The following is a 23,010-nucleotide window of genomic DNA, read 5'->3' on the forward strand; positions in this document are numbered from 1 at the left end:
ATGGTGGTGGGGGAAGGATTACCCTGCCTTCGGGTCGTTGCTGCGCAACGCTGTCTCGCTTCGCTCGGCTCAAACCTTCGGATCGAAGGTTCTCTATCCTTCCCGATTTGCATTTTTATTTTAGTTTGGAGTTTTCGGAAAAGAGAGGGGCTTCTGGAAGATGGTGGTGGGGGAAGGATTCGAACCTTCGAAGTCGATGACGGCAGATTTACAGTCTGCTCCCTTTGGCCGCTCGGGAACCCCACCACAATTTTTCGTGGTATTTACTACGTACTTCTTAGCCATAAATCATCATGCGCTACATGGATGATTTCTCGTTACAGCGGTTAGCTGCGAACGGGGCGCATAATACCAAATGATTCGAAGGTGTAAAGCGCTGAAAGCGATAATAAAGTTCGTTTGCGGGTTTTTTGTTCTTAACGGTGCTTCTCTGAACGAAAAGCACCGCCAGAATGCGGTTTACAGAATGACCGTGCGGTTTCCGTAAACAAATACACGCTGCGCCAGCACGCGGTATAACGCCCGGCTGAGGACGTTTTTCTCGACGTCACGCCCTGCGCGCATCATATCTTCTGCGGTATAAGTGTGATCGACGTTAATCACATCCTGCATGATGATCGGGCCTTCATCCAGATTGTCATTGACGTAGTGCGCCGTGGCACCAATCAGTTTCACGCCGCGCTCATATGCCTGATGGTAGGGACGGGCACCAATAAATGCTGGCAGGAACGAGTGGTGAATGTTGATCACCTGGTGCGGATAGTGCTGCACAAAGCCCGGCGTCAGCACACGCATGTATTTCGCGAGAACCACATAATCCGGCTGATACTGGTCAATTTGCGCAATCATCGCGCTGTCGTGCTGTTCGCGGGTCAGGCCGTCGTGGCTGACCAGATGGAACGGAATATCGAAACGCTCAACCAGCGTCTGCAGGGTGTCATGGTTGCCAATGACCGCGGCAATCTCGACATCCAGACCACCGTAAGCCGCTTTCATCAGCAGGTCGCCCAGGCAATGCGCCTCTTTGGTGACCAGAATGACAATGCGACGACGTCCGGTGCTGTTCAGTTCACGCACGGAACCTGCTGGCAGTGCGCTGTCGAGGTCGGCCAGCAGGGTGTTGTCATTGAAAATCCCTTCCAGCTCTGTGCGCATAAAGAAACGGCCGGTGCGGTGATCCACAAATTCATTGTTCTGCACGATATTGAGTTCGTGCTTATAGCAAATGTTAGTAATTTTGGCGATCAGACCTTTTGCGTCAGGGCAAATGGTGCGTAATACCTTAGTTTGTACGTTCTGTTGCGGCATGAGGGTGTGGATCCTGTCCAAGACTTATAAATATTACGGTTGAATTATTTACCGCAGCACTTCTTATATTTTTTGCCGGAACCGCACGGGCAGGCATCATTGCGGCCTGTCTGCGGCTTAATTCCATCGATATAGTACCAGCGTTCTTTTAAACGAAGAAATCGCGAGCGTTCATGAATGAGGTGGATGTGCTCATCACCGGTTTCTGTGAATCGCGCGGCAAATTCGACAAAGCCTTCATTATTATCACGCCCGTCGTTTTCGCTGATCACCTGTAGTCGCTGCCAGTGTGTGCTGGTAAAGCCTTCCTGTAAACTGTCACGCCATCTTTCTGGTTGACAGTCCGGATGCCAGGTGGCGATCAGATAACTCGCATTTTTCAAAACATAGGCTGTATAGCGCGAGCGCATCAAAGCTGCCGGAGAAGGCGCCACTTTGTTCTCAGTAATGTAGGGCTGGCAGCATTCTTCATAAGCATGGCTGCTGCCGCAAGGGCAAAGTTCTGACAAGGAAACTCCTGAAAAGGCAGGGCATCGACATCCGATGCCCTGGCCGCGCTATTGAATGCATCAAAGTGATATGTTACCTAACAAACTCGCCGGGTGACAACGCGCTTCCCGGCCCATTTTTAAGATATGCGTAATATTAAGGTCATCAGATGAGCAGAAAAGTCACCATCGGTCTTGCTCTGGGGTCGGGAGCGGCAAAAGGGTGGGCGCATATTGGCGTAATCAATGCCCTGAAAGAAATGGATATTGAAGTCGATGTGGTGGCCGGTTGCTCGGTCGGGGCGCTGGTCGGTGCCGCCTATGTGAGTAACAGATTACCGGCGATAGAAAGCTGGGTGCGCTCGTTCAGTTACTGGGATGTGCTGCGGTTGATGGATTTTTCATGGCGACGTGGCGGTTTGCTGCGCGGGGAGCGGGTTTTCAATGCGGTCGGCCAGTTGATCCGCATTGATGAATTTGAAAAATGTTCCAAGAAGTTTGGTGCCGTGGCGACCAATCTGAGTACCGGGCGCGAATTGTGGCTGACCAAAGGCGACCTGCATCTGGCCATTCGTGCCTCGTGCAGTATGCCGGGCCTGCTGGCGCCGGTCTGGCATAACGGTTACTGGCTGGTTGACGGTGCGGTTGTGAATCCGGTTCCGGTGTCGCTGACCCGTGCTCTGGGGGCCGATATCGTGATTGCCGTCGATCTTCAGCATGACGCGCATCTGATGCAGCAAGATTTGCTTACCGTTCAGCCGACCGGAGAAGCACTAAATACTGAGAAAGAAGTCGGCTGGCGTGACAAAATCCGCCAGCGCTTAACCCGTCCAAACGCCAGAAAGCCGAATGTCAGCCCTTCGGCGATGGAGATTATGTCTACCTCTATTCAGGTACTGGAAAACCGGCTTAAGCGTAACCGTATGGCAGGCGATCCGCCGGACGTGGTGATCCAGCCGTATTGCCCGCAAATTTCGACGCTGGATTTTCATCGCGCAGAAGAAGCGATTGAGGCGGGCCGTCTTGCGGTTGAAAAGCAAAGAGAGCAGTTATTGCCCCTCATAAAAAATAGACAATTCTGAATGGCTTAAAACGTCTTTGGTCGAATCTGACAATTCTGCCAAGCAAAAACGGGCTTTATGAGCCACTATTAGAATAAGAAATTCTGGGGGACCCTGATGGACAAGCCACTTACAAGCAAGCATATTCTCATCGTTGAAGACGAAGCCGTTTTCCGATCAATTCTTGCTGGCTATGTAAGTTCCCTGGGCGCCACCTTTACAGAAGCTGAGAATGGGCTTGAAGCGTTATCCCTGCTTGAAGATTACCCGCCTGACCTGATCCTCTGTGACTTAGCAATGCCAGAAATGGGCGGGATGGAGTTTGTCGAAAACCTGCGATTGCAGGGCAATAAAATCCCGGTGCTGGTGATTTCTGCCACTGATAAAATGACCGATGTCGCTTCAATGTTGCGACTCGGCGTCGAAGATGTGTTGCTCAAACCCATTAATGATTTGCAGCATTTACGTGAGGCGTTGCTTTCGTCGCTGTACCCAAAGCTGTTTTCCTCGCAGGCGATGGAAGAAAGTTCGCTGGTTCAGGACTGGGAAGCGCTGTGCCGTAATCCCAATGAAGCGCAACGGTTATTGCAGGAGCTGCAACCGCCGGTTCAGCAGACGCTGGCGAATTGTCGCATTAATTACCGGCAACTGACGACGGCGGAGCGTCCGGGGCTGGTGCTCGATATTGCCGCGCTGTCATCCAAAGACCTCGGTTTTTATTGTCTGGATGTCACCCGCGCCAATGAGAACGGCGTTCTGGCGGCATTATTATTGCGCGCCATTTTTAACAGCTTATTACGTGAGCATCTGAGTAATCAGCAACAGCGGCTGCCGCAGATGTCAACATTGCTCAAGCAAGTTAATCATCTTTTCAGGCAGGCTAATCTTGAAGGGCAATTCCCGTTGTTGCTCGGTTATTATCACGCAGGGTTTAAGAATCTCATTCTGGTTTCTGCGGGATTACATGCCAACGTCAATACCGGAACTAATATGATCCAGCTCAGTAACGGTGTTCCGCTGGGCACGACGGGCGCGACATATTCTAATCAAATCAGTCAGAAATGTGATGCGTGGCAGTGTCAGGTATGGGGATCGGGTGGGCGTCTGAGATTAATGCTATCCATAGAGTGAACAAAGTTATTGTCATTGATAATAATGTCTTAAAAACATTGAGCATTTTTTCCGCGTGTTATTACGTATCTCCGCTTTATTTCATTCTTCTAAGACCTATCTTATGCAAAATATGCCTTTGCAGGCGAACTTGCGGCTGAAACTGGTATAATGCGTTCCGGAATTTTGGCTGTCTGTTTCACGTTGTTTAAAAAATAACAAATAGGAATTCGCTGATGAAAGTAACAGTTTTTGGTATCGGTTACGTCGGACTTGTTCAGGCGGCGGTTCTTGCTGAAGTCGGGCATGAAGTTTTGTGCATCGATGTTGACGCAAAAAAAGTGGAAAACCTGAAGAACGGGCTGATCCCAATTTTTGAACCAGGTTTAACTCCTCTGGTACAACGCAATTATGAAGCAGGGCGTTTGCTGTTCAGCACCAATGCGGCTGAAGGTGTTGCTCATGCTACCGTGCAGTTTATCGCTGTCGGTACTCCTCCGGATGAAGATGGTTCTGCGGATCTTAAATATGTGACCGCTGTGGCGCGCACGATTGCCGAGCACATGACCGAACCTAAAGTGGTCATTGATAAATCTACTGTGCCTGTGGGTACCGCTGATAAAGTGCGTGCGGTTATGAGTGACAAACTCAAAGAGCGTGGCGTGGATATCAGCTTTGATGTTGTCTCCAATCCTGAATTTTTGAAAGAGGGTGCAGCTGTCGCTGACTGCATGCGCCCTGAGCGCATCGTCATCGGTACCGATAATCCTGATGCCATCGATCCTATTCGTGAGCTTTACGAGCCGTTTAACCGTAACCACGACCGGATGATCCTGATGGATATCCGCAGTGCAGAACTGACCAAATACGCGGCCAACTGTATGCTGGCCACCAAAATCAGCTTCATGAATGAAATGTCGAATCTGGCAGAAATGCTCGGTGCGGATATTGAAAAAGTGCGTCAGGGGATTGGGTCTGATTCCCGTATCGGATACCACTTTATCTACCCTGGCTGCGGTTATGGCGGTTCCTGTTTCCCGAAAGATGTGCAGGCATTGATCCGCACCGCTGAGCACATTGGTTATCAGCCGAAACTTTTGCAGGCAGTAGAGCAGGTCAATTATCAGCAAAAATATAAATTGCCTGCTTTTATTCAGCGCCACTTTGGTGATGACCTGAAAGGCAGAACCTTTGCGCTTTGGGGACTGTCATTCAAACCGAATACCGATGACATGCGTGAAGCCTCCAGCCGTGTATTAATGGAGCAACTTTGGGCAGCCGGTGCGAAAATCAAAGCTTACGACCCGGAAGCCATGAATGAAACGCAGCGTATTTATGGTCATCGTGAAGATTTAGAATTAATGGGTACCAAAGAATCCGCATTGCACAATGCAGATGCGTTGATTATTTGTACTGAATGGCAGAACTTCCGTGCCCCTGATTTTGATGTGATCAAAAAAGCATTAAAAGAGCCGGTAATTTTTGATGGTCGAAATTTATTCGATCCTGAACGTTTGGAGAAACGCGGGTTTACTTACTACGGCATTGGCCGCGGTGCTTCAATCAATCCGGTTCTGTAAGGAGTTTTCATGAAATATCTGGTTACCGGCGCAGCGGGCTTTATTGGGTTCTATGTGTCGCAGCGTTTGTTAGCAGCGGGTCATTCGGTTGTCGGCATCGATAATCTGAATGATTATTATGATGTCAGCCTGAAACTTGCGCGGCTTGCTCAGCTGGAGAATAAAGACGGCTTTGAGTTTATTAAGCTCGATTTAGCCGATCGCGAAGGTATGGCCTCATTGTTTGCCGGGCAACGTTTCGAACGTGTGATCCATTTGGCCGCACAGGCCGGTGTCCGATATTCAATACAAAACCCTCTGGCTTATGCTGATTCTAACCTGGTCGGGTTTGTAAACATTCTCGAAGGCTGTCGTCATAATAAAGTTGGGCATTTGCTTTACGCTTCTTCCAGCTCAGTTTATGGACTGAACAAAAAGCAGCCTTTCTCAACCGATGATTCTGTTGACCATCCGGTTTCATTGTACGCGGCAACGAAAAAAGCCAATGAATTAATGGCTCACACCTATTCACATCTTTATGGATTACCGACGACCGGATTACGTTTCTTTACCGTATATGGCCCGTGGGGACGTCCTGATATGGCATTGTTTAAGTTTACCAAAGCAATGCTGGCTGATCAGAGTATTGATGTTTATAACCACGGTGAAATGCGTCGCGACTTTACTTATATTGATGATATTGCAGAAGCCATTGTTCGTTTGCAGGATGTCATTCCGCAATCTGATCCTAACTGGACAGTGGAGCAGGGATCCCCGGCCAGCAGTTCCGCGCCTTATTGTGTTTATAATATCGGCAATAACAATCCGGTAAAACTGATGACATATATCAGCGCGCTTGAGCAGGCCTTAGGAAGGGTGGCAGATAAGAATATGCTGCCAATGCAACCTGGCGACGTGCATGAGACCAGCGCGGATACGCAGCCGTTGTCGCAGGCTATTGGCTTTGCACCTGAAACCAGCGTAGAGCAGGGCGTGCAGAAGTTTGTTGACTGGTATCGGGATTTTTACCAGGTCTGAGATTCAGACTCTAAATGATGTTTTGCAAAAGGCTGCTGAGGCGGCTTTTTTTATGGAATCGGTAAAGTCCTATAGCGTTCTTAATGTAATGCATCGTTGAGATGCTCTGGTTTGGTTTTGTATTAGTGACAGGGAGCAATCATCAGCGGTATTAGAAAACGAAAAGCCCATCATAAAAGATGGGCTTTGTTGTATTAACATTTATGTTAATAAGGGCAATTACAGCAGGAAATCGTCCAGTGATTTACCTTGCTCTTCGATTGCTTTCTTGATTACAGCTGGTGTACGGCCCTGGCCAGTCCAGGTTTTGTTTTCGCCGTTTTCATCAATGTATTTGTATTTAGCAGGACGCGCTGCACGTTTTGCTTTGCCGGTTGCTTTAGTCGCAGCCATAGTTTGCAGCAATTCGTTAGGGTCAATACCGTCAGCAATCAGCATTTCACGATATTGTTGCAGTTTGCGAGTGCGCTCTTCAATCTCAGCAGCTGCCTGAGAATCTTCTTCGCGACGCTCGTTCACAACAACTTCTAATTTTTCCAGCATCTCTTCGAGAGTTTCCAGAGTGCATTCTCTTGCTTGCGCACGCAGAGTACGGATGTTGTTCAGAATCTTTAATGCTTCGCTCATTATACTAGTCTCAAATTATATTGGTGGGGGGCGTTTGACTAATAATAGAATGCTCTTCTGTATTCTGCAATAGCCAATTTGTTTCCCTGACCTTAATTTACGCATTTAAAGCAAATGGTGAATGTTTGCTAAAAAATATAGGCAGGGCAATTCACACTATTTATCTGAGGGCTATAACCCTAATTTCAATACACGGTTATGCGCTATTGTTGCAATGCGTAAGTAGTTTTATAAGCATGCGGTTGTTCACAAGATTAAAGAAGAGGTGAAGATAACTAATGCAAGCATAGGGAAAAATTTGGGATACCGCCCTGTAACCGCATACTAAGATTTTTTACTTCGCTGCGTTTTCACCCCGTCTGATATTGTATAGACAAACCAATAACGCTGGCGCGCAGGTATATAAGATGCGCAATGTCGTGGGAGTATTGGCATCTGGTGATTACGGATAATCCTCTATTGCATTTATAATTTTGATTGTAAGTATCTGTGATTTTTTTCAACTGCAATGATTCTTTGAACTGTATCCGCCAACCGCGTTAGTCACGCGTTGTTATAGATTGTCAGGCTTGTGGTACAATCGACGCCGAAAATTTATGCCATCCATTTACATTATGGGGTCACTCCTTCATGGCTCAGCTTTATTTCTATTACTCGGCGATGAATGCCGGTAAGTCCACTTCGCTGTTGCAATCTTCATATAATTATCAAGAACGTGGTATGCGAACGCTGGTGTTAACAGCAGAATTAGATCATCGTTTCGGTGTCGGCAAAGTCAGTTCCCGGATCGGTTTGTCATCGTCCGCAGAGCTATACAATAATGCCACTGAGCTTTTTAATCTGATAGCCCAGGAGAACCGCTCACAGCGTCTGAGCTGTGTTCTGATAGATGAATGTCAGTTCCTAACGAAGGCTCAGGTATCGCAGCTCACTGACGTTGTAGATGACCTCGACGTGCCGGTGCTTTGTTATGGTTTGCGGACAGATTTTCGTGGCGAGCTTTTTGAGGGCAGTGAATATCTTCTGGCATGGGCTGATAAACTGGTGGAGCTTAAAACCATCTGTCATTGCGGGCGAAAGGCCAACCGCAACCTGAGGCTGGATGAGAAGGGTAATGCCCTGCATGACGGCGCACAGGTCGTTATCGGCGGCGACGAAAGCTATGTATCCGTTTGCCGTAAGCACTACAAAGAAGCTATGGCAGCGTTTGATAGCACGGGCGAAGATAAGCCAGAGCAAGATAAACCAGAGTAAGTCCCCGGATATTTACTGCGGGCTTGTCGCGTTAGTCGCTGAAGGCTTTATCAGATATTCCATCGATTAGCCTGAACCCATAAAAAACCCGCCTTTCAGCGGGTTTTTTACTTTCTGATTTTGACTATCAGAATCTCAGCAGATTACTTTTTGCTGGTTTTCTTTTCAGCTTTAGGTGCAGCAACTACAACTTCTTCTGCTTCTTCTTCGCTGAATTCGCGACCGTAGAAAGTATCCATCAGAATCTGTTTCAGTTCAGAGATCAGCGGGTAACGTGGGTTAGCACCGGTACACTGGTCATCGAACGCATCTTCAGACAGTTTGTCTACTTTCGCCAGGAAGTCAGCTTCCTGAACGCCTGCTTCACGGATAGAGGTTGGGATACCCAGTTCCGCTTTGATTTCATCCAACCAGGTCAGCAGTTTCTGGATTTTCTGTGCAGTACGGTCACCGGCAGCGCTCAGACCTAAATGGTCAGCAACTTCTGCGTAGCGACGACGCGCTTGAGGGCGGTCATACTGACTGAAAGCAGTCTGTTTAGTTGGGTTGTCGTTGGCGTTGTAGCGGATTACGTTAGAAATCAGCATTGCGTTAGCCAGACCGTGTGGAATGTGGAACTCTGAACCCAGTTTGTGGGCCATTGAGTGACAAACCCCAAGGAAGGCGTTAGCGAACGCGATACCCGCGATAGTTGCCGCATTGTGAACACGCTCACGTGCTACCGGATTTTTAGACCCTTCGTGGTAACTGGCTGGCAGGTTTTCTTTCAGCAGTTTCAGTGCCTGCAGAGCCTGACCGTCGGAGTATTCGTTAGCCAGTACAGAAACGTAAGCTTCCAGTGCGTGAGTCACAGCATCCAGACCACCGAAAGCACACAGTGATTTAGGCATGTTCATCACCAGATTGGCATCAACGATTGCCATATCAGGTGTCAGCGCATAGTCAGCCAGTGGGTATTTCTGACCTGTTGCATCGTCAGTAACAACTGCAAATGGAGTGACTTCAGAACCGGTACCGGAAGTGGTGGTGACGGCGATCATTTTCGCTTTCACGCCCATTTTCGGGAATTTGTAGATACGTTTACGGATATCCATAAAGCGCAGCGCCAAATCTTCGAACTGAGTATTTGGGTGCTCGTACAGAACCCACATGATTTTAGCGGCGTCCATCGGTGAACCACCACCCAGTGCGATAATCACGTCTGGTTTGAAGGAGTTCATTTGCTCAGCACCTTTACGAACGATGCTCAGCGTTGGATCTGCTTCTACTTCAAAGAACACTTCTGTTTCAATGCCGTGGCTTTTCAGAACGCTGGTGATCTGGTCTGCATAGCCGTTATTGAACAGGAAACGGTCAGTGACGATGAATGCGCGTTTTGCTCCATCAGTAGCCACTTCTTCCAGTGCGATTGGCAGTGAGCCACGACGGAAGTAAATAGATTTTGGAAGTTTATGCCACAACATGTTTTCTGCTCGCTTCGCTACAGTTTTCTTGTTGATCAAGTGTTTAGGACCGACGTTTTCAGAGATGGAGTTACCACCCCATGAACCGCAACCCAGCGTCAGAGAAGGAGCAAGTTTGAAGTTGTACAGGTCACCGATACCACCCTGAGAAGCCGGGGTGTTAATCAGAATACGTGCGGTTTTCATTTTGTTGCCAAAATAGTTCACACGTTCTGGTTGGTTGTCCTGGTCTGTATACAGGCAAGAGGTATGACCGATACCGCCCATTTCTACCAGTTTCTCAGCTTTAGCTACCGCGTCTTCGAAGTTCTTAGCACGGTACATTGCGAGGGTAGGGGACAGTTTTTCATGTGCAAATGGCTCTGATTCGTCAACAACGCTGACTTCACCAATTAACACTTTAGTATGAGCTGGCACTTTGATGCCGGCCATCTCTGCAATTTTGGTGGCTGGCTGGCCTACGATAGCCGCATTCAGGCCACCATTTTTCAGAATGATATCTGAAACAGCTTTCAGCTCTTTACCTTGCAGCATGTAGCCGCCGTGGGATGCGAAACGTTCGCGAACCGCGTTATAAGCAGAATCAACCACGATGATAGACTGTTCTGAAGCACAGATTACGCCATTATCGAAGGTTTTTGACATCAGAACGGAAGCAACAACACGTTTGATATCAGCAGTTTCATCAACAACAACTGGAGTGTTACCTGCACCTACGCCGATTGCTGGTTTACCGGAGCTGTAGGCTGCTTTAACCATGCCCGGACCACCGGTTGCCAGAATCAGGTTCAGATCCGGGTGGTGCATCAGTTGGTTAGAAAGTTCTACACTTGGTTCATCAATCCAGCCAATGATGTCTTTTGGCGCACCAGCAGCGATAGCAGCCTGCAGCACGATATCTGCCGCTTTGTTGGTTGCATTTTTCGCACGTGGGTGTGGAGAGAAGATAATACCGTTACGTGTTTTCAGGCTGATAAGCGCTTTGAAAATCGCGGTAGAAGTTGGGTTGGTGGTAGGGACGATACCGCAAATCAGGCCGATTGGCTCAGCGATAGTGATGGTACCGAAGGTGTCATCCTGGCCGAGAATGCCACAGGTTTTTTCGTCTTTGTAAGCGTTGTAGATATATTCAGAGGCGAAGTGGTTTTTGATCACTTTGTCTTCGACAATACCCATTCCGGATTCTTCAACAGCCAGTTTGGCGAGCAGAATTCGAGAATCGGCAGCAGCCAGGGCGGCAGCGGCGAAAATCTTATCTACTTGTTCCTGACTGAAGTTGGCATATTCGCGCTGTGCCTTTTTTACTCGCGCAACGAGTGCGTTTAGTTCAGCGACATTTGTTACAGCCATAATGCTCTCCTGATAAAGTTAAACTCTTTTAGTAAATAACCTGCCAAAGACTAGTATAGACCTGCTATCTGTCACTGTGAGAAACTAATTAACTCTATGATTCTCAAAGTGTTGTCTTTGTCTCTTTATTTGCTTAAAGAGCTTCCAGTAGTGAAGCGCGTAAGGTAGTAGATAAATCCTCATTCAACGTGGCTTGACGAATATTTGTTCTGCAAACTACCGTTGAGTGACTATGCACAAAGCTTACCTATTTGTAGGCAGGCGGAATTTGATCTGGATCACTAAATACCGCAGCTGACACCTTTCAGCAGTAGTTTGTTGAGAATGGTTATCAAATTCACCCTTGGATAATACAGTTTTGTAGCTAAAAATATCAATAAAAAAACTGAATTTTAACAAAAGTCTTATTCACTGCCTTTATTTGGAAATCTGGTGATAAAAACTATGAAACGGCGTGGCGCCTTTACTGCGATTCCAGTACATTAGCGCCCATCAAAACCTTCATCTACCGGCGTAACTGTGCGGAGTTCTGCGTGAGCCAATCTTTATTAGATTTTTCTGGTTATATCAAATTCTTTGTCGGGCTGTTTGCACTGGTCAACCCTGTGGGGATCTTGCCGGTGTTTATCAGTATGACCAGCTACCAGGCTGCGGCGGGGCGCAATAAAACCAATATGACGGCGAACCTGTCGGTTGCCATTATATTGTCGACCGCGCTGTTCCTCGGCGATGCCATTCTGCATCTGTTCGGTATTTCGATTGATTCATTCCGTATTGCCGGTGGGATCCTGGTCGTGACCATTGCCATGTCGATGATCAGCGGAAAGCTCGGCGAAGATAAGCAGAACAAGCAGGAAAAATCAGAAACGGCGATCCGTGAAAACGTCGGTGTAGTTCCGCTGGCATTGCCTTTAATGGCAGGACCCGGTGCAATCAGTTCGACCATCGTCTGGAGTTCGCGTTATCACAGCTGGCCAAATCTGCTGGGGCTGACGGCGGCGATCATTTTCTTCGCATTCTGCTGCTGGCTTTTGTTCAGGGCGGCACCTCTGCTGGTCCGTCTGCTTGGACAAACCGGCATTAACGTCATCACCCGTATAATGGGGCTGCTGCTGATGTCTCTGGGCATTGAATTTATTGTGACAGGCATAAAAGCGATTTTCCCCGGCCTGCTTTAATCTATTAGCGGCCGAATTATCACGAAAGCATTCAGGTGTTTTCGTGATAATTATTACCTCCTCTTATAATCTTATGCCTTATTATAGTGCAGCTAATGACTTAATTCAGAGCAATTGCACCCTATTGTGGCGTAAACCCTCGTCTCGTTCCTCTTTTTAACTCAAGTCCTCATTTCTTTAAATAAACTTAGCTAATTTTTCGCTAATTACTGTCGTTTACTGCCCGTATTGACGTTAATTTATCCACATCATTCTGTAAGGCTTGTGCATGCCGTATCGAGATGTTATTAGTGTTAACACAGCAGTTAACAGGTGTTTATTCTTATAAACCTTACAATGTTAACTGATTGTGTCAGGCGAGTTCTTGAACAGTCTCCGGTATGGCTTTGATGAGAAAGTTCGCCACAAAAATACTCTATATCAATGAGTTAATGGCGTTTTCTGCCTTGTTCCGGATTAACCTGTTCTAAAGGCTGTTACGAGTAAAAGAGAATTGCGTAACAAAATTGCAAAATTAATTGGCGCGCATAACCACGTTCTGATAATTTTCAAATCGCCTTCAGAAATGGATTTTTGTTCAGAGCAATGCCCCTGGCGGGTATGGATCTTGCCAGACATAAAAAGATTGAAGCCATTTTATTTGTTTTTGGAGAGTGTCGTGTCGCAATGCTTACTGCAAATTTATCCTCATGTGTTTTCGACGAAAAGAAAACCGGGCATTACACGCACGACAACCCACTGCCTGACGCTGAATCTTGATGATCAGCAAAACAAATCTTCAGAACTTCTTTTTAATAATTTGCTGGCTCGCATTTAACCGCGAAGGATTTTCTATCGCCTTAAGTCAGGTGAATAAGAAAATAATATTGTTAAGTATAGGAATAACAGTATGTGATTGCCTGGTTCGCCACAGAACACTTTTTTTGTTGCGCACGGGGTGAATCAAATGGAGCGAGATCATCCTTAACGATCTCAAAAACCATAAGGCGATTAACAGCCAGAGGTTTAACGGACTTACCAAGTAACACATGCAGTAGTAGGGGACAGCCATCTGCGGGTGGTAACTACATGGGGCTTTTCCTGAGCAATTCGTTCCTGCTCTTGAAATCCGTTGACCCAGCAAGGGTTTATCTTGCACCTGAGCGTGCAAGTTCATAATAAAAACTGGAGTTGAATAAAAATGACCAACATCACAAAAAAAAATCTGCTGGCTGCCTGCATCATGGCTGCGGTCGGCGCGGTGTCAGTGAATAATGCCTTTGCAGCCAATGTGCCTGCAGGTGTGACTCTGGCAGACAAACAAGAACTGGTTCGTAACAATGGCTCAGAAGTTCAGTCTCTCGATCCGCATAAAGTCGAAGGCGTGCCAGAATCAAACGTTATCCGTGACTTGCTGGAAGGCCTGGTTAATACCGACAGCAAAGACGGCAGCGTTATTCCTGGTGTAGCAACCAGCTGGGAAAACAAAGATTTTAAAGTCTGGACCTTCCACCTGCGTCCGGAAGCTAAATGGTCTAACGGCGACCCTGTAACCGCTGAAGATTTCGTATACAGCTGGCAGCGTCTGGCGGATCCTAAAACTGCCTCTCCTTACGAAAGCTACCTGCAATATGGTCACATCGAAAATATCGATGACATCATCACCGGCAAGAAAAGCCCGGACACTCTGGGTGTAAAAGCGATTGATGATCACACCCTGCAAGTGACGCTGACCGAACCTGTTCCTTATTTCGTAAAAATGCTGTCTCACACCGCGATGAAGCCGGTAAACAAAAAAACAGTTGAGAAATTTGGCGACAAATGGACCCAACCAGAAAACTATGTGAGCAACGGCGCGTATAAACTGAAAACCTGGACCGTCAACGAACGTATCGTTCTGGAACGCAGCCCGACTTATTGGGATAACGCAAAAACTGTCATCAACCAGGTTACTTACCTGCCAATCTCTTCTGAAGTGACAGACGTTAACCGCTACCGCAGCGGCGAAATCGACATGACCTACAACAACATGCCGATTGAACTGTTCCAGAAACTGAAAAAAGAAATCCCTTCCGAAGTTCACGTTGATCCGTACCTGTGTACTTATTACTACGAAATCAACAACCAGAAAGCACCATTCACTGATTCACGCGTTCGCGAAGCGCTGAAACTGGGCCTGGATCGCGACATCATCGTGAACAAAGTAAAAGCGCAGGGCGACCTGCCAGCTTACGGTTACACCCCTCCTTACACCGATGGCGCGAAACTGACTCCGCCAGCCTGGTTCAAAGAGACTCAGGAACAACGTAACGAGCAGGCTAAAAAACTGCTGGCCGAAGCGGGTTATACCTCTGCTAAACCTCTGACTTTTGATCTGCTGTACAACACTTCAGATCTGCACAAGAAACTGGCCATCGCTGCTGCCGCTATCTGGAAGAAAAACCTGGGTGTTGACGTGAAACTCGTTAACCAGGAATGGAAAACCTTCCTGGACAGCCGTCATCAGGGCAACTTCGATGTGGCACGTGCGGGCTGGTGTTCTGACTACAACGAACCTTCCTCCTTCCTGAACACCATGCTGTCTGACAGCAGCAACAACACCGCTCACTATAAGAGCCCGGCGTTTGATAAAGACATCGCGGACACTCTGACAGCGAAAACTGATGATGAGCGAGCGGCGCTGTATCAGAAAGCTGAAACCCAGCTGGATAAAGACTCTGCCATCGTTCCTGTTTATTACTACGTGAACGCCCGTCTGGTGAAACCATTCGTTGGCGGTTACACCGGTAAAGATCCGCAGGACAACGTCTACGTGAAAGACTTGTACATCATCAAACACTAAGACACGGATATCAGAGCAAGGCATCCCCGAGCTGCCTTGCTCATCCTGATTTGATGAAGGTAATGTTTTTTGTTCCGGATTTCGGGACGAAAACAAAGAGCCACCACGGCGACGATCACCCGATGGTCGTCGTGACCAAGCCAAAACTATAAAGCTGTAGTGACAGGCTTAGAAACAGGTACGGGCAATGTTAAAGTTTATTTTACGCCGCTGTCTGGAAGCGATTCCGACGCTATTCATTCTGATCACCATTTCGTTTTTTATGATGCGTCTCGCACCGGGCAGTCCTTTTACGGGTGAGCGTAATCTCCCGCCAGAAGTGATGGCAAACATTGAGGCCAAATATCACCTCAATGACCCTATGTATAAGCAGTACTTCCACTATTTAGAACAACTGGCGAAAGGCGATTTCGGCCCGTCGTTCAAATATAAAGACTATACCGTTAATGATCTGGTTGCGGCCTCGTTTCCGGTTTCAGCGAAACTCGGTCTGGCGGCATTTATCATGGCGATTGTGTTTGGTGTGAGTGCGGGTGTGATTGCCGCCCTGAACCAAAACACCAAATGGGATTATACCGTAATGGGCATAGCGATGACCGGGGTGGTAATACCCAGTTTCGTGGTGGCGCCGTTACTGGTGCTGATATTTGCGATCACGCTGAAATGGCTGCCTGGCGGTGGCTGGAACGGCGGTGGCGCGAAATATATGATCTTACCTATGGTGGCGCTGTCTCTGGCCTATATCGCCAGTATCGCGCGTATCACCCGTGGTTCTATGATCGAAATTCTGCATTCCAACTTCATCCGTACAGCACGTGCCAAAGGTTTGCCACTGCGTCGCATCATTTTGCGTCACGCACTGAAACCCGCTCTGCTGCCCGTATTGTCATACATGGGGCCGGCCTTCGTAGGTATCATCACCGGTTCGATGGTCATCGAGAGCATTTTCGGATTGCCAGGTATTGGCCAGCTGTTTGTTAACGGTGCCTTAAACCGTGACTATTCACTGGTGCTGAGCCTGACCATTTTAGTGGGTGCATTGACCATTTTGTTCAATGCTATCGTCGACGTGCTTTACGCCGTCATCGACCCGAAAATCCGTTATTAATGCCGGAGTACGTCAATGATGTTAAGTAAGAAAAATAGCGACGTCGTCGAAAACTTCAGCGAGAAACTCGAAGTTGAAGGCCGCAGTCTGTGGCAGGATGCACGACGCCGCTTTATGCATAACCGCGCAGCGGTAACTAGCCTGATCGTACTGGTGTTTATCGCCTTATTTGTGACGTTCGCGCCGATGTTATCGCAGTTTGCCTACGATGATACCGACTGGAATATGATGTCAGCCGCACCTGATATGGCTTCTCATCACTTTTTTGGTACAGATTCCTCAGGCCGTGATTTGCTAGTGCGCGTGGCGATCGGCGGACGTATTTCCCTGATGGTGGGTGTCGCGGCAGCGCTGGTTGCGGTTATTCTCGGTACGCTTTACGGGTCTTTGTCCGGTTATCTGGGCGGCAAAATTGACTCCGCGATGATGCGTCTGCTGGAAATCCTTAACTCCTTCCCGTTCATGTTCTTCGTTATCTTGCTGGTGACCTTCTTCGGACAAAACATCCTGCTGATTTTCGTAGCGATCGGGATGGTGTCCTGGCTGGACATGGCGCGTATCGTGCGCGGTCAGACACTCAGCCTGAAACGCAAAGAATTCATCGAAGCGGCGCTGGTGAGCGGTGTGAATACGCGCAATATTGTGTTGCGTCACATCGTACCTAACGTGCTGGGTGTCGTAGTGGTGTATGCATCGCTGCTGGTTCCAAGCATGATCTTGTTTGAATCTTTCCTGAGCTTCCTCGGGTTAGGGACGCAGGAGCCGCTGAGTAGTTGGGGCGCGTTGTTAAGCGATGGCGCCAACTCGATGGAAGTTTCACCTTGGTTACTGCTGTTCCCGGCAGGCTTCCTGGTTGTAACTCTGTTTTGTTTCAATTTTATCGGCGATGGCTTGCGTGATGCCCTCGACCCGAAAGATCGTTAAGGAGTGCAACCATGAGCACCATTGAACATTCCACTTTTGCATCGCCTGCTTCGGTTGACGGCAAAGCACCTCCGATTCTGCTGGATGTGCAAGACCTGCGTGTGACTTTCGAGACTCCGGACGGCGACGTTACTGCGGTAAATGACCTGAACTTCGACTTACGTGCCGGTGAAACGCTGGGCATTGTAGGCGAATCCGGTTCCGGTAAATCGCAGACTGCTTTTGCCCTGATGGGGCTGCTGGCCAGCAATGGCCGCATCGGCGGTTCAGCGAAATTTAACGGTCGCGAAATTCTGAACCTGCCGCAACAGCAACTCAACAAGCTGCGTGCAGAACAGATTTCGATGATCTTCCAGGATCCGATGACCTCTCTCAACCCGTATATGCGCGTTGGCGAGCAGCTGATGGAAGTCCTGATCCTGCACAAGAAAATGAGCAGCCGCGAAGCATTTGAAGAGTCTGTACGCATGCTGGACGCGGTAAAAATGCCGGAAGCCCGCAAGCGCATGAAAATGTACCCGCACGAATTCTCCGGCGGTATGCGCCAGCGTGTGATGATCGCGATGGCATTGCTGTGCCGTCCAAAATTGCTGATTGCCGATGAGCCAACGACCGCGCTGGACGTGACCGTTCAGGCGCAGATCATGACATTACTTAATGAGCTGAAAGCCGAGTTCAACACCGCCATCATCATGATTACTCATGATCTGGGGGTCGTGGCCGGTATCTGCGATAAAGTGCTGGTGATGTATGCCGGTCGTACCATGGAATATGGTCGTGCGCGCGATGTATTCTACGAACCGTGCCATCCGTATTCCATCGGCCTGCTGAACGCGGTTCCGCGTCTGGATGCTGAGGGCGGGGCGATGCTTACGATTCCCGGCAATCCGCCAAACTTGTTGCGTCTGCCAAAAGGCTGTCCTTTCCAGCCCCGCTGCCCGCATGCGATGGATATCTGCTCTTCGGCACCGCCGCTTGAGCGTTTCGGTGATGGTCGCCTGCGTGCCTGCTACAAGCCGCTGGAGGAACTGGTATGACTGACAACACAATCATGAATAGCGCAGCGATGAACACCAATGCGCCTGAGAAAAAAGTCCTGCTGGAAGTGGCGGATCTGAAAGTCCATTTTGATATCAAAGACGGTAAACAGTGGTTCTGGCAACCCTCAAAAACCCTGAAAGCGGTCGATGGCGTCACGCTGCGCCTGTATGAAGGTGAAACGCTGGGTGTGGTAGGGGAATCCGGTTGCGGTAAATCGACCTTCGCGCGTGCGCTGATTGGTCTGGTGAAAGCCACCGATGGCCGTGTGGCATGGCTGGGTAAAGATCTGCTCAATATGTCCGATAGTGAGTGGCGCAATATCCGCAGCGATATCCAGATGATTTTCCAGGATCCGCTGGCGTCTCTGAACCCGCGTATGACGATCGGCGAAATCATTGCCGAGCCGCTGAAAACTTATAATCCGAAAATGCCTCGTGCTGAGGTCAAAGAAAAAGTAAAGGCAATGATGTTAAAGGTCGGGCTGCTACCTAACCTGATTAACCGTTACCCGCACGAATTCTCTGGCGGTCAGTGTCAGCGTATCGGTATTGCCCGTGCCCTTATCCTCGAACCGAAACTGATTATCTGTGATGAACCGGTTTCCGCGCTGGATGTGTCGATTCAGGCGCAGGTCGTTAACCTGTTGCAGCAGTTACAGCGCGAAATGGGCTTGTCACTGATTTTTATCGCGCACGATCTGGCGGTTGTGAAGCATATCTCCGACCGTGTTCTGGTGATGTATCTTGGTCATGCCGTAGAGCTCGGAACCTATGATGAGGTGTATAACAATCCTCAGCACCCGTATACCCGCGCCCTGATGTCTGCGGTGCCGGTGCCGGATCCGGATAAAGAGCGCAACAAGACCATTCAGTTGCTGGAAGGGGAGTTACCTTCGCCGATCAACCCGCCATCAGGCTGCGTATTCCGTACCCGCTGCCCGATTGCCGGACCTGAATGCGCGATTACCCGTCCGTTACTGGAAGGCAGCTTCCGCCACGCGGTGTCCTGCCTGAAAGTCGATCCGCTCTGAGAAATCTCCTCAGACGGGAAGCATAAAAAAACCTGCCAATGGCAGGTTTTTCTTTTTTGCTGACCACTACACTAAATCACTCTTTCCACAAAATATGACAGAGTTTATGATCTTTCTCGCGGCACAGCAGGACGCGGGCAAAGATATCATTAATCGGCTGATCTTCAGCGTCAGCCAGACCAATCACCACTTCCGCAAAGAAGTCAGGATTCAGATCATAATCCACGTGCTCAGCCCAGTCTTCTGCGGGATCATATAATTCAGCGCCGCCGCGTTCTTCAAATTGCAGATTGAAGATCAGGATATCTGCCGGATCCAGATTATCTCCGGCCAGTTCCAGAAAGATGTCGTAGGCTTGTTCAAGCGTTTCGTCTTCGGTCAGGCGATTATTCAGGTCCATATCATTCTCGTTTACAAATAAGTGTGTTCAGGCTGAAACCAGCCGCTACTAAGCGTATTACATCATGCCCGACGCGGCTTTTACAGCAGCGGACTGAAAAAGTAGAACAAACGTTCAACGATGCGATGCCAGAACGGGCGCTTAAGCCAGGCTTCGACATCCAGCAGATGCGAACGGGCAATATAATCTTCCTGTACACGCCCCAGGTCATCACCGAATCCGGCGTCATCAATGACCAGCGTTATCTCAAAATTCAGCCACAGGCTGCGCATATCAAGATTAACGGTACCGACCAGGCTGAGCTGGCCGTCGACCAGAATACTTTTCGTATGCAGCAGACCGTCTTCAAACTGATAAATTTTAACGCCGGCTTCCAGCAACTCGCCAAAGAAAGCTTTGCTGGCCCAGTTGACCATCATGGAATCGTTTTTCATTGGCAGAATAATGCTGACATCGACCCCGCGCTGAGCCGCCGTACAGATGGCGTGCAGCAGGTCATCGCTGGGCACCAGATACGGCGTGGTCATCACCAGTTGTTCACGGGCGGAATAAGTGGCAGTCAGTAACGCCTGGTGGATCATATCTTCCGGGAAGCCCGGACCGGAGGCGATCACCTGAATGGTATGTCCGCTTTCCTGCTCGAAAGGCATCTGATTCAGGTCAGGCTCCGGCGGCAAAATACGTTTGCCGGTCTCAATTTCCCAGTCGCAGGAATACACAATACCCATGGTCGTGGCGACCGGGCCTTCCATGCGCGCCATCAGATCAACCCACTGACCGACACCAGCATCTTGTTTGAAGAACCGCGGATCGACCATATTCATACTGCCGGTATAAGCAACATAGTTGTCGATCAGCACCACTTTACGGTGCTGGCGCAAATCCATGCGACGCAGGAATACACGGAACAAATTCACCTGTAATGCTTCGACCACTTCAATTCCGGCGTTGCGCATCATGGCAGGATATGGGCTGCGGAAGAAGGCCACGCTGCCTGCAGAATCCAGCATCAGGCGGCAATGAATACCACGGCGTGAAGCTGCCATCAGGGACTCGGCGACCTGATCCACCAGTCCGCCTGGCTGCCAGATATAGAACACCATTTCGATGTTGCTGCGGGCCAGTTCGATATCGCGCATCATGGCTTTCAGCACGTCGTCACTGGTGGTCAGCAGTTGCAGCTGATTTCCTTTAACGCCCGCGATCCCCTGACGGCGTTCACAAAGCTGGAAAAGGGATGCCGCAATTTCGCTGTTTTCGGTGGCAAAAATACGTTTGCAGTCTTTTAGGTCATTCAGCCAGCGCGCCGTGGAAGGCCACATGGCTTTCGCACGTTCTGCGCGACGTTTACCTAAATGCAGTTCCCCAAACGAAAGATAGGCAATGATGCCGACCAGAGGAATGATGTAGATGATCAGCAACCAGGCCATTGCCGAAGGAACGGCCCGGCGTTTCATCAGAATACGCAGGGTGACGCCGGCTATCAGTAACCAGTAACCGAAAACCAGAAGTCCGCTGATTACCGTATAAAATGTTGTCATAAAGGCGAAAAATCCTGTTCGCAAATTAGCGGCGTAAGTGTACGTGAAAGGGGCATTCTTTTAACTAACTTTATCCCAGCAATCAATCAGCTACCTCTTAATTCTGTATTCCCTTAATAAAATGGTCACTCCTCTGACATCAAGGTTAGACGATAACGGGGAAGAAGGAAAAAACAAGACTTGGATCACAACGTCATCGGCCTATAATGACCCCGCAGTTTTTTCCGCTTAAGACACTTTCTGTAAAAGAAATTCTGTAAAAGAAATTCTGTAAAAGAAACTCTTCCGTTAAAGAAGCAGTGACGGGCATCACAGGACACAAGTGAATGAAACGCAGTAAAAATGAAGTTGGCCGTTGGCGTATGCTACGCCAGACTCAGCGCCGCAGAAGCCGCTGGCTGGAAGGTCAGTCAAGACGCTATCGTCACATCTACCGCATTCGCCAGATCCACCATCAGCAGCACCAGCGTTTGTCATTATATGCCGTAAATTACGAATGGAATTCCTGATTAGCGGGATTTAGGCTGAAACAGCGCGCCACATTTTTTGCAAACCAGCGTCGAGTTTTTGCGTACTTTTGCGGTTATCTGTTCTGAAACGTAACCACATTCAGGGCATGTGACCTTCGTGGTCGTACTGGTTAGAAACTTCAATCCGTCGAAGAATGACATAGGACGTACCTCGTGGGCAGGGGTAGGCATCCTAACACATAAGCGATGAAAGCAATGTGACGACATTCGGGGAAATCGCGCCATGACATCTGCGTCATAGCGCGCGAGTTTACGGCAGGCCCAAATCAGTCAAACAGTTCTGAAAGAAAACTCTTTTTCTTATACGGCTTATGCGATGAATAATGACCCCGGTTATCGTAATTGCCGTGGTGACGGTTGTCGTCGCGGCGGTCGCGATCATCATAGCGGACAGGCTGAGGCTGAGGCTGAGGCTGTTGTTGCTGAGGTGCCTGTGTCTGCTGAGTTTGTACCGGAGAAACCTGTTGATACGCGGCTGACTTATCGATGATTTTGTCCAGCTCACCGCGATCTAACCAGACGCCACGGCAGTCCGGGCAATAATCGATTTCGATCCCCTGACGTTCTGACATCACCAGCTGGCTTTCTTTACACACAGGACATTGCATATCCGGTTCTCCGTTCGCTTATTGATTAAATAATGGCGCAGGTAAATTTTTCGCTATCCGGATAGTTAGACACTCAACTGGCGTAAGCAAAAGTAAAGTTGATTAAAGCTGGGCGAAGGGCAGTGCAGGAGGCAGGACGGACAGCCCGAAGGCTGCCCGCATAATATCAGAACACGCGTTTGAAAGGTTTGATGGTGACGGCTTTGTAAACGCCACCGGCCACGTACGGGTCTGCATCAGCCCACACTTTGGCGTCTTCGAGAGTTTCAAATTCCACAATCAGTACAGAACCGGTCATTCCGGCAGAGCCCGGATCTTCACTGTCGATGGCCGGAGTCGGGCCGCCGATTAAAACGCGACCTTGCTCCTGCAGTTTTTTCAGGCGTTCGATGTGCGCAGGGCGGGCAGCTGCACGTTTTTCCAGGGAGTCAGAAACATCTTCAGAATAAATAACGTAAAGCATGAGTCACCTTTAATTGGGTTTTATAGAGCGATTTGCAGCATTCAGATGCTGTCACAGCATTTTGCAGGATTAACATAGCTAAACCTGAAGCTGGGGGAAAGTGCTTTG

At 48.8% G+C, this 23,010-nt stretch carries 21 protein-coding genes, 1 tRNA gene and 1 other RNA gene; 12 read left to right on the forward strand and 11 right to left on the reverse strand.

The window, feature by feature from the left end; translation table 11 throughout:
• Position 1: 1 nt before the first annotated feature.
• The 4 genes from D6C13_RS00565 to D6C13_RS00580 all read right to left on the reverse strand — a co-directional run bounded on the left by D6C13_RS00565 (position 2) and on the right by D6C13_RS00580 (position 1,817).
• Positions 2-118, reverse strand: a non-coding RNA gene (locus D6C13_RS00565) — RtT sRNA.
• Between the two features lie 43 nt (positions 119-161).
• Positions 162-246 (reverse strand) — tRNA-Tyr (locus D6C13_RS00570).
• Positions 247-459: 213 nt separating this feature from the next.
• On the reverse strand, positions 460-1,308 hold the full coding sequence (purU, locus tag D6C13_RS00575; protein WP_101076920.1) for a formyltetrahydrofolate deformylase: 849 nt from the start codon (positions 1,306-1,308) through the stop codon (positions 460-462).
• Between the two features lie 44 nt (positions 1,309-1,352).
• Positions 1,353-1,817: a YchJ family protein gene (locus tag D6C13_RS00580; RefSeq protein ID WP_120130910.1), complete on the reverse strand. Its 465-nt coding sequence runs from the start codon at positions 1,815-1,817 to the stop codon at positions 1,353-1,355.
• 149 nt (positions 1,818-1,966) lie between these two features.
• Here D6C13_RS00580 and rssA point away from each other — a divergent pair, with 149 nt between their 5' ends.
• From rssA to D6C13_RS00600, 4 genes are all read left to right on the forward strand, one after another.
• Complete coding sequence (rssA, locus tag D6C13_RS00585; RefSeq protein ID WP_120130911.1) at positions 1,967-2,878, forward strand: patatin-like phospholipase RssA; 912 nt, start codon at positions 1,967-1,969, stop codon at positions 2,876-2,878.
• 96 nt (positions 2,879-2,974) lie between these two features.
• Positions 2,975-3,988: a two-component system response regulator RssB gene (gene rssB, locus D6C13_RS00590; protein WP_120130912.1), complete on the forward strand. Its 1,014-nt coding sequence runs from the start codon at positions 2,975-2,977 to the stop codon at positions 3,986-3,988.
• Positions 3,989-4,203: 215 nt separating this feature from the next.
• Positions 4,204-5,547, forward strand: coding sequence for a UDP-glucose dehydrogenase family protein (locus D6C13_RS00595; protein WP_120130913.1), 1,344 nt, complete (start codon positions 4,204-4,206; stop codon positions 5,545-5,547).
• A gap of 9 nt (positions 5,548-5,556) precedes the next feature.
• Positions 5,557-6,564 carry an NAD-dependent epimerase gene (locus D6C13_RS00600; RefSeq protein ID WP_120130914.1) on the forward strand — a complete coding sequence of 336 codons (1,008 nt, stop codon included), beginning with the start codon at positions 5,557-5,559 and terminating at the stop codon, positions 6,562-6,564.
• A 219-nt stretch (positions 6,565-6,783) separates the two neighbouring features.
• On the opposite strand, the gene hns is transcribed toward D6C13_RS00600, so the two are convergent.
• The gene (gene hns / locus D6C13_RS00605) at positions 6,784-7,191 is read right to left on the reverse strand and encodes a histone-like nucleoid-structuring protein H-NS (protein ID WP_120130915.1); all 408 of its coding nucleotides are present in this window, start codon (positions 7,189-7,191) and stop codon (positions 6,784-6,786) included.
• Between the two features lie 630 nt (positions 7,192-7,821).
• Here hns and D6C13_RS00610 point away from each other — a divergent pair.
• Complete coding sequence (locus tag D6C13_RS00610; RefSeq protein ID WP_120130916.1) at positions 7,822-8,445, forward strand: thymidine kinase; 624 nt, start codon at positions 7,822-7,824, stop codon at positions 8,443-8,445.
• A gap of 143 nt (positions 8,446-8,588) precedes the next feature.
• Here the strand turns inward: D6C13_RS00610 and adhE are convergent, their stop codons facing one another.
• Positions 8,589-11,258: a bifunctional acetaldehyde-CoA/alcohol dehydrogenase gene (gene adhE, locus D6C13_RS00615; RefSeq protein ID WP_120130917.1), complete on the reverse strand. Its 2,670-nt coding sequence runs from the start codon at positions 11,256-11,258 to the stop codon at positions 8,589-8,591.
• A gap of 533 nt (positions 11,259-11,791) precedes the next feature.
• Between adhE and D6C13_RS00620 the strand changes: the two genes are divergently transcribed.
• The 6 genes from D6C13_RS00620 to oppF all read left to right on the forward strand — a co-directional run bounded on the left by D6C13_RS00620 (position 11,792) and on the right by oppF (position 19,360).
• Positions 11,792-12,436, forward strand: a complete 645-nt coding sequence (locus D6C13_RS00620; protein ID WP_120130918.1) for a YchE family NAAT transporter — start codon at positions 11,792-11,794, stop codon at positions 12,434-12,436.
• 1,180 nt (positions 12,437-13,616) lie between these two features.
• Complete coding sequence (oppA, locus tag D6C13_RS00625; protein ID WP_120130919.1) at positions 13,617-15,257, forward strand: oligopeptide ABC transporter substrate-binding protein OppA; 1,641 nt, start codon at positions 13,617-13,619, stop codon at positions 15,255-15,257.
• A 187-nt stretch (positions 15,258-15,444) separates the two neighbouring features.
• Entirely contained in the window at positions 15,445-16,365 is a 921-nt protein-coding gene (gene oppB, locus D6C13_RS00630) for an oligopeptide ABC transporter permease OppB (protein WP_112288826.1), read from the forward strand.
• Positions 16,366-16,380: 15 nt separating this feature from the next.
• Positions 16,381-17,289: an oligopeptide ABC transporter permease OppC gene (gene oppC, locus D6C13_RS00635; protein ID WP_120130920.1), complete on the forward strand. Its 909-nt coding sequence runs from the start codon at positions 16,381-16,383 to the stop codon at positions 17,287-17,289.
• An 11-nt stretch (positions 17,290-17,300) separates the two neighbouring features.
• Positions 17,301-18,326, forward strand: coding sequence for an ABC transporter ATP-binding protein (oppD, locus tag D6C13_RS00640; RefSeq protein ID WP_244212602.1), 1,026 nt, complete (start codon positions 17,301-17,303; stop codon positions 18,324-18,326).
• Between the two features lie 29 nt (positions 18,327-18,355).
• The gene (gene oppF / locus D6C13_RS00645) at positions 18,356-19,360 is read left to right on the forward strand and encodes a murein tripeptide/oligopeptide ABC transporter ATP binding protein OppF (RefSeq protein WP_120131031.1); all 1,005 of its coding nucleotides are present in this window, start codon (positions 18,356-18,358) and stop codon (positions 19,358-19,360) included.
• Between the two features lie 76 nt (positions 19,361-19,436).
• Here the strand turns inward: oppF and D6C13_RS00650 are convergent, their stop codons facing one another.
• Together D6C13_RS00650 and cls are read right to left on the reverse strand one after the other, a co-directional pair.
• Positions 19,437-19,760: an HI1450 family dsDNA-mimic protein gene (locus D6C13_RS00650; protein ID WP_120130921.1), complete on the reverse strand. Its 324-nt coding sequence runs from the start codon at positions 19,758-19,760 to the stop codon at positions 19,437-19,439.
• A gap of 80 nt (positions 19,761-19,840) precedes the next feature.
• Positions 19,841-21,301 (reverse strand): cardiolipin synthase, encoded by a 1,461-nt coding sequence (gene cls / locus D6C13_RS00655; RefSeq protein ID WP_120130922.1) that lies wholly within the window; start codon positions 21,299-21,301, stop codon positions 19,841-19,843.
• Between the two features lie 326 nt (positions 21,302-21,627).
• Between cls and D6C13_RS00660 the strand changes: the two genes are divergently transcribed.
• Positions 21,628-21,810: a YciY family protein gene (locus D6C13_RS00660; protein ID WP_101076905.1), complete on the forward strand. Its 183-nt coding sequence runs from the start codon at positions 21,628-21,630 to the stop codon at positions 21,808-21,810.
• On the opposite strand, the gene D6C13_RS25820 is transcribed toward D6C13_RS00660, so the two are convergent.
• From D6C13_RS25820 to D6C13_RS00670, 3 genes are all read right to left on the reverse strand, one after another.
• On the reverse strand, positions 21,811-22,056 hold the full coding sequence (locus tag D6C13_RS25820) for a YnfU family zinc-binding protein (RefSeq protein WP_341868013.1): 246 nt from the start codon (positions 22,054-22,056) through the stop codon (positions 21,811-21,813).
• A 41-nt stretch (positions 22,057-22,097) separates the two neighbouring features.
• Complete coding sequence (locus D6C13_RS00665) at positions 22,098-22,439, reverse strand: TFIIB-type zinc ribbon-containing protein (RefSeq protein WP_120130923.1); 342 nt, start codon at positions 22,437-22,439, stop codon at positions 22,098-22,100.
• 166 nt (positions 22,440-22,605) lie between these two features.
• Entirely contained in the window at positions 22,606-22,902 is a 297-nt protein-coding gene (locus tag D6C13_RS00670) for a YciI family protein (RefSeq protein ID WP_120130924.1), read from the reverse strand.
• Positions 22,903-23,010: the final 108 nt, after the last annotated feature.

The organism is Rahnella woolbedingensis (assembly GCF_003602095.1).
Lineage (GTDB): Bacteria > Pseudomonadota > Gammaproteobacteria > Enterobacterales > Enterobacteriaceae > Rahnella > Rahnella woolbedingensis.